Origin of the sequence: Streptomyces sp. T028 (assembly GCF_048159505.1) — a bacterium.
In the GTDB taxonomy this organism is placed as follows: domain Bacteria; phylum Actinomycetota; class Actinomycetes; order Streptomycetales; family Streptomycetaceae; genus Streptomyces.
On the sequence record NZ_JBLRVZ010000040.1, the window covers coordinates 109,126 to 121,426 of the forward strand.

8 protein-coding genes are annotated in these 12,301 nt (G+C 70.7%); all 8 read right to left on the reverse strand.

Translation table 11 applies throughout. The features are described 5' to 3' along the window. Nucleotides 1-74: 74 nt before the first annotated feature. The gene (gene topA, locus ACLZN2_RS35020; RefSeq protein WP_416983491.1) at nucleotides 75-2,948 is read right to left on the reverse strand and encodes a type I DNA topoisomerase; all 2,874 of its coding nucleotides are present in this window, start codon (nucleotides 2,946-2,948) and stop codon (nucleotides 75-77) included. Nucleotides 2,949-3,240: 292 nt separating this feature from the next. Continuing rightward, a complete protein-coding gene (locus tag ACLZN2_RS35025) occupies nucleotides 3,241-3,438 on the reverse strand; it encodes a hypothetical protein (RefSeq protein WP_358988753.1) in 198 nt (65 codons plus the stop codon). 197 nt (nucleotides 3,439-3,635) lie between these two features. Continuing rightward, on the reverse strand, nucleotides 3,636-5,822 hold the full coding sequence (locus ACLZN2_RS35030; RefSeq protein ID WP_416983492.1) for a protein kinase domain-containing protein: 2,187 nt from the start codon (nucleotides 5,820-5,822) through the stop codon (nucleotides 3,636-3,638). Nucleotides 5,823-6,018: 196 nt separating this feature from the next. Beyond that, nucleotides 6,019-7,548, reverse strand: coding sequence for a methyltransferase (locus ACLZN2_RS35035; RefSeq protein WP_416983493.1), 1,530 nt, complete (start codon nucleotides 7,546-7,548; stop codon nucleotides 6,019-6,021). A 326-nt stretch (nucleotides 7,549-7,874) separates the two neighbouring features. After that, the gene (locus tag ACLZN2_RS35040) at nucleotides 7,875-8,474 is read right to left on the reverse strand and encodes a small secreted protein (protein WP_416983494.1); all 600 of its coding nucleotides are present in this window, start codon (nucleotides 8,472-8,474) and stop codon (nucleotides 7,875-7,877) included. Between the two features lie 193 nt (nucleotides 8,475-8,667). Further along, entirely contained in the window at nucleotides 8,668-11,073 is a 2,406-nt protein-coding gene (locus ACLZN2_RS35045; protein ID WP_416983495.1) for a sodium-translocating pyrophosphatase, read from the reverse strand. A gap of 331 nt (nucleotides 11,074-11,404) precedes the next feature. Further along, on the reverse strand, nucleotides 11,405-11,836 hold the full coding sequence (locus ACLZN2_RS35050) for an ATP-binding protein (RefSeq protein ID WP_416983496.1): 432 nt from the start codon (nucleotides 11,834-11,836) through the stop codon (nucleotides 11,405-11,407). A gap of 106 nt (nucleotides 11,837-11,942) precedes the next feature. Then, nucleotides 11,943-12,284 (reverse strand): anti-sigma factor antagonist BldG, encoded by a 342-nt coding sequence (gene bldG, locus ACLZN2_RS35055; RefSeq protein ID WP_055636390.1) that lies wholly within the window; start codon nucleotides 12,282-12,284, stop codon nucleotides 11,943-11,945. Between the last annotated feature and the right edge of the window lie 17 nt (nucleotides 12,285-12,301).

The following is a 12,301-nucleotide window of genomic DNA, read 5'->3' on the forward strand; positions in this document are numbered from 1 at the left end:
ACCTGTTCGGCCCGGTCGTCCGGCGCGGTCGTCCGACCGGTCGAACGACCGGCGCCGACGGTCCGTCAGCCGGTTCAGTCCTCCGTCGTCGTACGCGAAGCAGACGTCGTACGCGAGGCCGATGTCGTCTTCGCGGCCGTCTTCTTGGCCGCCGCAGCCGTCGTGGTCTTCTTCGCCGCGGTCTTCTTGGCGGCCGTCTTCTTCGCCGGAGCCGCCTTCTTGGCCGCGGTCGCGGTCTTCTTCGCGGGGGCCTTCCTCGCCGTCTTCTTGGCGGGCCCCTTCGCCCGCTTCTCGGCGAGCAGCTCGAAGCCGCGCTCCGGGGTGATCGTCTCGATGCTGTCGCCGGAGCGCAGCGTCGCGTTGGTCTCCCCGTCGGTGACGTACGCCCCGAAGCGGCCGTCCTTGATGACGACCGGCTTCTTGCTGACCGGGTCCTCGCCGAGCTCCTTCAGCGGCGGCTTCGCGGCGGCACGGCCGCGCTGCTTGGGCTGGGAGTAGATCTGCAGGGCTTCGTCGAGGGTGATCGTGAAGAGCTGGTCCTCGGTCTGCAGCGACCGCGAGTCCGTGCCCTTCTTCAGGTACGGCCCGTAGCGCCCGTTCTGCGCGGTGATCTCCTGGCCCTCGGCGTCCGTGCCGACGACCCGCGGCAGGGACATCAGTCTGAGGGCGTCCTCCAGGGTGACCGTGTCCAGGGACATCGACTTGAACAGCGAGGCCGTACGCGGCTTGACGGCGTTCTTGCCGGTCTTCGGGGTGCCCTCGGGGAGCACCTCGGTGACGTACGGGCCGTAGCGGCCGGCCTTGGCGACGATCGGGTGGCCGGTCTCCGGGTCGGTGCCCAGCTCGAAGTCGCCGCTCGGCTTGGCGAGCAGTTCCTCGGCCAGCTCGACGGACAGCTCGTCGGGGGCGAGGTCCTCGGGGATGTCGGCGCGCTGGTGGCCCTCGCTGTCCTTCTCCCCGCGCTCGATGTACGGCCCGAAGCGGCCGACCCGCAGCACGATGCCGTTGCCCACGGGGAACGACGACACTTCGCGCGCGTCGATCGCGCCCAGGTCGGTCACCAGCTCCTTGAGGCCGCCGAGGTGATCCCCGTCGCCGTTGCCGGCGTCGGCCGCGCCGCCCACGCCCGCGGCGAAGCCGCTGTCGGAGGCGGTCTCGCCGAAGTAGAAGCGCTTGAGCCACGGCACGGACTGGGCCTCGCCGCGCGCGATGCGGTCGAGGTCGTCCTCCATCTTGGCGGTGAAGTCGTAGTCGACGAGGCGGCCGAAGTGCTTCTCCAGAAGGTTGACCACGGCGAAGGACAGGAAGGACGGCACGAGCGCCGTGCCCTTCTTGAACACATAGCCGCGGTCGAGGATCGTGCCGATGATCGACGCGTACGTCGACGGGCGGCCGATCTCGCGCTCTTCGAGCTCCTTGACCAGGCTGGCCTCGGTGTACCGGGCCGGGGGCTTGGTGGCGTGCCCGTCGACCGTGATCTCCTCGGCGCTGAGCGCGTCGCCCTCGGCGACCTGGGGCAGTCGGCGCTCGCGGTCGTCCAGCTCGGCGTTCGGGTCGTCGGCGCCCTCGACGTAGGCCTTCAGGAAGCCGTGGAAGGTGATCGTCTTGCCGGAGGCGCTGAACTCGACGTCCCGGCCGTCGGCGGCGGTGCCGCCGATCCGCACCGTCACGCTGTTGCCGGTCGCGTCCTTCATCTGGGAGGCGACGGTCCGCTTCCAGATCAACTCGTAGAGCTTGAACTGGTCGCCGGTCAGACCTGTCTCGGCGGGGGTGCGGAAACGATCACCCGAGGGGCGGATCGCCTCGTGCGCCTCCTGCGCGTTCTTGACCTTTCCGGCGTACGTACGCGGCTGGGCCGGCAGGTAGTCGGCGCCGTACAGCTGCGTGACCTGGGCCCGGGCGGCGGCCACGGCGGTGTCGCTGAGCGTCGTGGAGTCCGTACGCATGTACGTGATGTAGCCGTTCTCGTACAGCTTCTGCGCGACCTGCATGGTGGCCTTGGCGCCGAAGCCGAGCTTGCGGCTGGCCTCCTGCTGCAGCGTCGTCGTACGGAACGGGGCGTACGGCGAGCGGCGGTACGGCTTGGACTCGACGGACCGCACGGAGAACCGGGTGTCCTCCAGGGCGGCGGCGAGGGCGCGGGCGTTCGCCTCGTCGAGGTGGAGGGTGTTCTCGGTCTTGAGCCGGCCGAGGGAGTCGAAGTCGCGGCCCTGCGCGACCCGTCGGCCCTCGACGGTCTGCAGCCGGGCGACCAGCGTCGACGGGTCCGACGGGTCCCCCGCGCGGCCGGTGCCGAAGGTGCCCGTCAGGTCCCAGTACTCGGCGGAGCGGAACGCGATGCGCTCACGTTCCCGCTGGACGACGAGCCGGGTCGCGACGGACTGGACACGGCCGGCCGACAGACGCGGCATGACCTTCTTCCACAGGACCGGCGAGACCTCGTAGCCGTAGAGGCGGTCGAGGATGCGGCGGGTCTCCTGGGCGTCGACGAGCTTCTGGTTGAGCTGGCGCGGGTTGGCCACGGCCGCCCGGATCGCGTCCTTGGTGATCTCGTGGAAGACCATCCGCTTGACGGGGATCTTCGGCTTGAGGACCTCCTGGAGGTGCCAGGCGATCGCCTCGCCCTCCCGGTCCTCGTCGGTGGCGAGGAAGAGTTCGTCGGACTCCTTGAGCAGGTCCTTGAGCTTCTTGACCTGCGCCCGCTTGTCGGCGTTGACCACGTAGATGGGCTGGAAGTCGTGTTCGACGTCCACACCGAGGCGGCGGACCTCGCCGGTGTACGACTCCGGCACCTCCGCGGCGCCGTTCGGAAGGTCGCGGATGTGCCCGACGCTCGCCTCGACGATGTAGCCGGGGCCGAGGTAGCCCTTGATCGTCTTCGCCTTGGCAGGCGACTCGACGATGACGAGTCGGCGGCCGCCCTTTGCGGTCTCGCTGGTCGGGGACAACTTCGCTCTTCTCTCCGGTCGACGCTGGGGCCTCCCCAGGCCTTGCTCCCGGGGTCGGGTCATGGTGACGCTGCGGAGTGTGACGGTACATCCCGCCCCCGTGTCAAACGGGAAAAGCCCGCAACGGCCACTCGAACGGTAACCCGACTACCGCCATTCCTGCCGCCCGGAGTGCCGACCGGTCCTTTTCCGCCGGAGCGGAACCCGTTCTCTCCTTTACCGGCATGACCCCGCTCACGCGGTTCAAACACGAGTCGGGGCAGGGCCCTGGACGCCGGTTCGGGAGGCGGATTCAGAGGCGGGTGAAGCACCACGTTCCGACGGCCAGCGCGACGAGCGCGGCGAGGGTCGCGAGGGTCGCCGATGCGACGGGGCTCACACCCTGGGCGACGGGTTCGCGATGCCGCACCCGGACCGCGGTCCACACCAGCAGTGCGCCTCCGAACAGGGCGAACACCATCCCCGCGAAGATCGCCGGCCCGCTCTCCATGATCGCCCCGCCCCTTTTCTCCCACCCGCGCGTGCATCGCCCCGGGAAGGCTGACACGCACGGGCGGCGCCCGGGCGAACCCGAGGTGAACGAGAGACCTCCGGGCGGGGTCGGCGGGCCGCCGCCGGGGCACGCGGCCGGCCGGACCGGTCGCCTTCCCCGGCGTCCGCCGAGGGCGGATCGGGCCGCGAAGCGCCTCACACCGAACCCGGCACGGGTATTTTTCCGGTCGTCTTCGCGTTGTCTCCCCGGCCCACCGTACAAACGATCTTGGTGAATCCGTCGTTCCAGTCGTCCTCGTCGGTCATCCAGCCGAAGACCTCGCGCTCGGCGCCGGGCGCCCAGACCGACTCGAATTTGTTGCCGCAGAGCTTGGTCGCGTTGTCGATGCCGTTCTTGTAGCTCATTTTGTCGGGGGCCTGAACGTTCCCGATCACTTGGTCCGTGTGGGGTTTGGCGCAATCCGTGAGGAGCGACTTGTAGCTGCCCTCCTCGATGTCCTCGTAGATCCAGCAGTCGCCGACGCTCATCTGCCCGACCCACAGGTCGACACCGGCGTCCCGGAACCGGCCCACCTCCCCGCCGATCGCCGCATGGCGGCCGAGTACGAGACATGCCGTACCGCCGTCGGCCGCCTCGAAGCCGTCCCGCGTCGGCACGACGGCGTACCCGCCCGCGTCCGGCAGCGCGTCGACGACCGCCTCGCTCTGGGCGGCGCACCGCGCGGCACCCCGGTCCTTGGCGTCGGCGTAGTCCGTGGCCGTGTCGACCGCGACGACCTGCCCGTCCGGCCAGTCGTCCGCACAGTCCACGACACCGAGGTTCGGCTCCGACCTGAACGGCGTCCCCGACCACACCGCCTTGACGCAGTCGCCCGTCTGCAGCGGTTCGGTGAGGCCGACGACATCGCCGTACGGCAGGACGGGACCGGTCGGCGACTGCCCCGGCGACGCACCGGACGACCTCTTGGTGCTCGCGCTCACCCCCTTCCCGTCGTCGTCGCCCCCGGACAGCGTCACGGCCGCCCACGCCCCACCGGCGATCACGAGTACGGCGGCCACGACGAGCGCGACGACAGCGAGCCGTTTCTTGTCCCCAGGAGGCGGGGGGCCGACGACCGCCGGGCCGGACCCGTAGGGCGGTGAACCTCCGGGGGCCGGGGTGGGGTCGGCCGTCACGGCGTAGGGGTTGCCGGCGCCGAGGGCCTGCTGCCCGGCAGGCGGCCACCAGGGGCCGTAGGGGGCGGGGCCGGGAGAGTCGCCGGGCGTGTGGGAGCGCGGCGGGACTCCGGGCGTGTGGGGACCGGGCGGAAAACCGGGCGTGTAAGCCCCGGGCAGGACACCGGGCGGGTGCGGGGTGGGCGAGGCTCCGGGTGTGTGGGCGCCGGGCGGGACACCAGGTGTGTGCGGAGTCGGAGGCGTCGGAGGCGTCGGCGGCGTGCCCGCTCCCGCGGCGGACGGTGTGTGGGGGCCGTGAACCGGAGGCGCGCCCTGCACAGGAGGCGCCATGTCCCCCAGGGGCCGGGCCATCTGCTCCAGCCCTCGGGCCGCCGCCTCCGGTGACGACCTGCGCACGGGATCCTTGACCAGCAACCCGAGGATCACCGGGGCGAGTTGGCCGGCGCGGGCCGGTGGGGTGGGGTCCTCGCCGAGCAGGGCGGTGAGGGTGGCGTAGTCGCCGTGGCGGTCGAACGGGCCGCGGCCCTCGACGGCGGTGTACAGCGTGGCGCCGAGTGAGAAGAGGTCGGCGGCCGGGGTCGGCGGCTCGCCCCGCGCGCGTTCCGGTGCGAGATAGCCCGGGGTGCCGAGGATGCCGGCGGTCGCGGTGAGCCGGGGTTCGCGGGACTCGGGCTGGAGCGCGATGCCGTAGTCGGTGAGCAGCACGCGCGCGTAGGAGTCCCCCGAAGCGTCCGGCGAGAGAAGGATGTTGGCCGGTTTCACATCCCGGTGGAGGATGCCGATGCGGTGTCCCGCGGTGAGCGCGTCGAGGACGGCGAGCCCGATCCGGGCCACCTGGGCGGGCGGGAGCGGCCCTGAACGCCGTACGACCGCCTGGAGGTCGACCGCGTCCGGGACGTACTCCATGACGATCCACGGCAGGCCCTCGTGCACCACCACGTCGTGCACCGTCGCCACGTGCGGGTGGCCGCGCAGACGGGCCGCGTGCCGGGCCTCGCTGCGCGCCCTCGCGATGCGTTGTGCGGGTTCGGTGGCGTCCGTGGCCGTCTCCGGGAGCGCGATCTCCTTCATCGCGACCTCGCAGGCCAACTCCTCGTCGTACGCCAGCCAGACGCGGCCCATGCCTCCCGCGCCCAGCGTGCGCCGCAGCCGGTACCGGCCGCCCACGATCCGGCCCGCACCCCGGTCCGGCGTCTCCCCCGCCATCGCGCCTCCCCCGAGACAGCGCGCGCCTCCCCCGAGTACGCGCGGAGTTTGTCCCCTTGAAGGTAGCTTCGCACGCACCACTGACAGGAGGCCTTTTCCGCAGCAATCCTGCCAATCCCGCCAGAACGGGCGCATGGGTACCAGGAGCCGCGCCCCGCCCCGGGCGAGACGGGCTGCGGGCGGGTTCAGGGCGGATTCACTGCGCCGGTTCCAGGAAGCCCTGCTCCACCAGGAGCCGGATCTGGGCGGGCGTACGGTCGCGCAGCGACACCGGGTCCTCACCCACCAGTTGGGCGATGGCGTCCAGGATGCGGCCCGCGCTCAGGGAGCCGTCGCACACGCCCGCGAAGCCCGCGCCGACCGTGTCCACCTTCGTGGCGCGGCGCATCCCGCGGTGCTGGCGCAGCACGACGTGCTCCGGGTCCTCGGCGCCGGGCATGCCGACCTGCTCCTGGACGATCTCGCCGGCCAGCCTGAAGTACCCGGCGAGCAGGGCCGCGTCGTCGTGCGCGCGCAGGTAGTCGAGCCGCTCGAAGTGCGCGCGGACGGTGTCACCGAGCGGCTGTTCGACCGGATGCGGCCACTCCTCCACGGTGACGACGGGCTCGGCGGCCGACGTCCTGCGCAGGGTGATCCAGCCGAAGCCGACGGCCTTCACCTTGCGCGCCTCGAACTCGTCCAGCCATGCGTCGTAGCGCGCCTGGTACTCGGCCGGGTCACCCCGGTGGTCACCCGCGTCCCTGAGCCACAGCTCGGCGTACTGCGTGACGTCCTGGACCTCGCGCTGGACGATCCAGGCGTCGCAGCCGCGCGGCACCCACGACCTGAGCCTGTCCTGCCAGTCCTCCCCTTCCACGTGCTGCCAGTTGGCGAGGAACTGCGCGAACCCGCCCTCGTTCAGCCGTTCCCCCGCTCCCTGAACGAGCGAGCGGCACAGATCGTCCCCGCCCATCCCGCCGTCCCGGTACGTCAGCCGGGCGCCCGGCGAGATCACGAACGGGGGGTTGGACACGATCAGGTCGTACCGCTCGTCGTGCCGGAGCGGCTCGAAGAGGGAGCCCTCGCGCAGCTCGGCGGCCGGGGCGCCGGACAGGGCCAGGGTGAGCGCGGTGATGTGCAGGGCACGCGGGTTGAGGTCGGTCGCCGTCACGCGTGTGGCGTGCTGGGCGGCGTGCAGCGCCTGGATGCCGGAGCCGGTGCCGAGGTCGAGCGCGGACGACACGGGCGTACGGACGGTGATCCCGGCGAGGGTCGTCGAGGCGCCGCCGACACCGAGGACGACTTCCTCGTTCCGGCTGCCGATGCCACCGGCGCCGCCGACAGCGCAGCCCAGGTCGGAGACGATGAACCAGTCCTCGCCGCCCGGTCCGCCGTACGGACGGACGTCCACGGTCGCCGCGACCTCGTCGGTGCCGACCCGGGTCAGCCAGCCGCTCTCCACACACGCGTGTACCGGCAGAAATTCGCCCACGCGCGCGTGCGGAACGGGCTGCTGGAGCAGGAAGAGGCGGACGAGCATCTCCAGCGGTGTGTCCCCGCGGGTGGCCCGTAGGGCGGGCACGGTCTCGCTGCGCGCCAGGGCCGCGTACGCGGGGGCGCCGAGCAGGTCGAGCAGGCCGTCGGCGGTGAAGGAGGCCGCGAGCAGGGCCTCACGCAGCCGCGCGGCCACCTCGGGGCGGTCGGCGGAGGGCAGGGGGGACAGGGTGGCGTCACTCACGCCCCCCATTGTCCCCTCTCCCCCTCGACTCGTCCCCGGCCCCCCTCGGCCACCCGGCCCCAGGAAAGGCTTGGCGCCGGCATCCTGCGGCAGCCGCCGTTGCGACCTCAGTTCGCATCCCCGGGCAGCCGCCGTGCGACCTCAGCCGGTGTAAAGGCGGGCCCAGCCGGCGTCAGGTGGGTCCAGCCGTCACCTCCGGTCCGAGCCCGCCGCCACGTACTCCCTCAGCCCACCGTCACACGCCTCAGCCGGTCGTCGTGCGGATCCCAACAGGCGTCACGCGGCCTCGGCCCACCGGCACGCGGGTTCCGTGAGCCCCGCCCGCGCCGCGAGGCTCAGCTCGTCGTCGCCCGGGCCGAGGCCGACGCGGCGACCTTCTTGCAGCTGTCCTGCTTGGCCATGGCGTCCTTGACGTCGCCCTGCTCCAGGTTCTTCAGCGCGGTGTTGCCGGTCTGGCTGAGGGTGCCGAGCTGGGTGGCGATGTCCGCGAGGCCGTCGGCGAACTTGGCCTGGTCCTTGGTGTCCAGCGCGTCGACCTGCTTCTTCAGGTCCGCGTAGGAGGTGGAGAGCGTGTTGAGCGCCGCGACGGCGGCCGACTGCTTCTTCGCGCCCCCCTCGACGCCGGGCGGCGTGCCGGCCTTCTGGACGGCCTGGGCGAGCGCCGCGTACGCGTCGGACATGTCCTGGAAGGCCTGCGAGTCGGTCTTCTGGACGTTCGCCGGGGCGTTGTTGTCCGTGGCGGCCTCCTTGATCGCGGCGTTGGCGGCGTCGACCTTGGCGTCCTGCGCCGGCAGTGCGTCGCAGACCTTCTTGGCCCAGGCGTCGAGTTCCTTGTTGCCGTCGTCGCTGCTGCATCCGGACAGCGCCAGTACCAGTACCGCACCGCCGGACAGTGCGGCCGCGAGCTTCTTGTTCACCGGTTTGGTCCCTTCCATGGCTCTCGGCCCCGGAACATACACGCCCACCGGTCGACAACCCCAGGCCGAATGTCCATTCCATTGGCATTTAGGGCCATTTGCACCAAGAGAGAGAAGGCTCACGGCCCGGGCACACCCACAGCACAGCGGGCGGGCGACGCGTCAACACGCGTCTCCCGCCCGCCCTTTGAGCTGGGCCCCGACGGCCGGTCTACGAAACCACCGCGGGATCGGCCGACTTGGACGATCTGTCGGCGCTGTCCTCATCGCCCATGGCGATCCCGCGCCGTTTGGAGACGTACACCGCGCCGACGATCACCGCGAGGGCGAGGACCGCGATCAGGATCCGTACGCCGATGTTCTTGTCGTCGCCGTAGCTGAACTTGATCACGGCCGGGGCGATCAGCAGCGCGACCAGGTTCATGACCTTGAGCAGCGGGTTGATCGCGGGCCCGGCGGTGTCCTTGAAGGGGTCGCCGACGGTGTCGCCGATCACCGTGGCCGCGTGGGCCTCGCTGCCCTTGCCGCCGTGGTGGCCGTCCTCGACGAGCTTCTTGGCGTTGTCCCAGGCGCCACCGGAGTTGGCGAGGAAGACCGCCATCAGCGTGCCCGCGCCGATCGCGCCCGCGAGATACGCGCCCAGCGCGCCGACGCCGAGCGTGAACCCGACGAAGATCGGCGCCAGGACGGCGAGCAGCCCGGGCGTGGCGAGCTCACGCAGGGCGTCCCGGGTGCAGATGTCGACGACCTTGCCGTACTCCGGTGTCTCGGTGTGGTCCATGATCCCGGGGTGCTCGCGGAACTGCCGCCGCACCTCGAACACCACCGAGCCCGCCGACCGCGAGACCGCGTTGATCGCCAGCCCCGAGAAGAGGAAGACGACCGCCGCGCCCGCGATGAGGCCGACCAGGTTGTTGGGCTGCGAGATGTCCATCATCAGGCTCATCGGCGCACCCGCTCCGGAGAGCTTCTCGCCGACATCGTCCGCGCCGGTCGTGATCGCGTCACGGTACGACCCGAAGAGCGCCGACGCCGCGAGGACCGCGGTGGCGATGGCGATGCCCTTGGTGATGGCCTTGGTGGTGTTGCCGACCGCGTCGAGGTTGGTGAGCACCTGCGCGCCCGCGCCCTCGACGTCGCCGGACATCTCGGCGATGCCCTGCGCGTTGTCGGAGACCGGCCCGAAGGTGTCCATCGCGACGATCACGCCGACCGTGGTGAGCAGGCCGGTCCCGGCCAGCGCGACCGCGAACAGCGCAAGCATGATCGACGTACCGCCGAGGAGGAACGCCCCGTACACGCCGAGGCCGATCAGCAGGGCGGTGTAGACGGCCGACTCCAGGCCGACGGAGATTCCGGCCAGGACGACCGTGGCGGGGCCCGTCAGGGACGTCTTGCCGATGTCCCGGACCGGGCGGCGGGTGGTCTCGGTGAAGTAGCCGGTCAGCTGCTGGATGACGGCGGCCAGGAGGATGCCGATCGCCACCGCGACGAGGGCGAGGAGGCGCGGGTCGCCGTCCTTGCCGGTGATCGCCGTGTCGGTGACGCCGTCGAGGTCGGAGTACTTGCCGGGCAGGTAGACGAAGACGGCGACCGCCACCAGCACCAGCGAGATCACCGCGGAGACGAAGAAGCCCCGGTTGATCGCGGACATGCCACTGCGGTCCGTACGGCGCGGGGCGACGGCGAAGATGCCGACCATGGCCGTGAGCACGCCGATCGCGGGCACGAGCAGCGGGAACGCCAGCCCGAAGTCGCCGAAGGCCGCCTTGCCGAGGATCAGCGCGGCGACCAGCGTCACGGCGTACGACTCGAAGAGGTCGGCGGCCATGCCCGCGCAGTCGCCGACGTTGTCGCCCACGTTGTCGGCGATGGTCGCGGCATTGCGCGGATCGTCCTCCGGAATGCCCTGCTCGACCTTGCCGACCAGGTCGGCGCCGACGTCGGCGGCCTTGGTGAAGATGCCGCCGCCGACCCTCATGAACATCGCGATGAGGGCCGCGCCGAGGCCGAAGCCCTCCAGCACCTTGGGCGCGTCGGCCGCGTAGACCAGCACCACGCAGGAGGCGCCGAACAGCCCGAGCCCCACCGTGAACATGCCGACGACGCCGCCCGTGCGAAAGGCGATCTTCATCGCCTTGTGCGAGACGGCGGTGAGATCTTTTTCCGGTTCGCCGGGCGCCGGGGTGGCTTCGCGGGCCGCCGCGGCGACGCGCACATTGCTGCGCACCGCGAGCCACATGCCGATATAACCGGTGGCCGCCGAGAAGGCGGCGCCGATCAGGAAGAACAATGATCGTCCGGCGCGCTGATTCCAGTCGTCCGCGGGCAGCAACATCAACAGGAAGAACACCACCACGGCGAATACGCCGAGGGTGCGCAACTGGCGGGCCAGATACGCGTTGGCGCCTTCCTGGACCGCTGCCGCGATCTTCTTCATGCTGTCGGTACCCTCGCCGGCCGCGAGCACCTGGCGCAGCAGGACGCCCGCGACCACGAGCGCAGCCAGTGCGACGAGTCCGATGACCACCACGAGGAGTCGGTTGCCGTCGGTCAGCACTGCGGCCGCGAGGGTTGTCGGGTGGTCCAACCGATGAGGGGTAGAAAGCCCCGCCATTCGTCCTCCTTGACGCTTGGGCTGAGCTCAAGATTGTGGACGGATTGTAGGTACCGGAACCTGATCAAAACAGTGTGCGGTAAACAGAATTCGCCTACACGTCCAGTAATGCCTTCGAGGCATTCTCCGATCATTGAACTGGATCATTGAACGGGTCATTGATCGTGAATTGATTCACGATATGCGTGAAGTGATTCATCGCTCATGATTCACTTCGTGGAACGGCCGCTGGAACGGCTGGGACAACTGTAAGCACGGATACCCGGGTGGGCGCATGCCAAAGGGCCCCACCGGAGTGGGGCCCTTCGGGTACGGATACGGCCGGAGCGGCTCAGGCCGGCGTCGCCGCCGCCGGAGTCCTCGGCCAGGTCATACGGATCAGGCCGCCGTGTACGCCGGCGGTGACCTCCACGTCGTCGACGAGGCCGCTGATGACCGCGAGGCCCATCTCGTCCTCCTCGGCGTCCGCGTCGTCCGCGCCGGAGCCGGGCACCCGGTCGCCCGGGGCGGAGCGGGGCGCCTCGTCGCCGACCTCGATGGAGAACTGCTTCTCCTCCTCGATCAGCGCCACCTTCACCGGAGCGGTGATTCCGCCACTCTGGTGAAGACCGACGGCACGGGTGCAGGCCTCGCCCACGGCGAGCCGCACCTCGTCGAGGACGGCCTCGTCCACTCCAGCCCTGCGCGCCACCGCCGCCGCCACCAGTCGGGCGGTCCTGACGTGCTCGGGCAGCGCACTGAAGCGGAGTTCAACGGTGGCCATGCGTCCCCCTCGGAACTCGGGCGTGCTGTTGGGGGGCCGGGCTGCCGAAAGCCCGGTCCCCCGGTGTACAACTGGGCCGTCCGGGTCACCGGACCCGGACGGACGGTCAGTCGGTGGCTTGGACCGCGTCCTCGACCGAGGTGTGAATCGGGAACACCTTGGTCAGACCGGTGATACGGAAGATCTTCAGAATGCGCTCCTGGTTGCAGACCAGGCGCAGCGAGCCCTCGTGGGCACGCACTCGCTTCAGGCCGCCGACCAGCACGCCGAGCCCGGTGGAGTCGAGGAAGTCCACGCCCTCCATGTCCACGACGAGGTGGAAATTCCCGTCGTTCACCAGCTCGACCAGCTGCTCGCGCAGCTTGGGCGCGGTATATACGTCGATTTCGCCACCGACCTTGACGATCGTGCGATCGCCGACGGTCTCGGTCGACAGGGACAGGTCCACGGATCCTCCAGCACCTT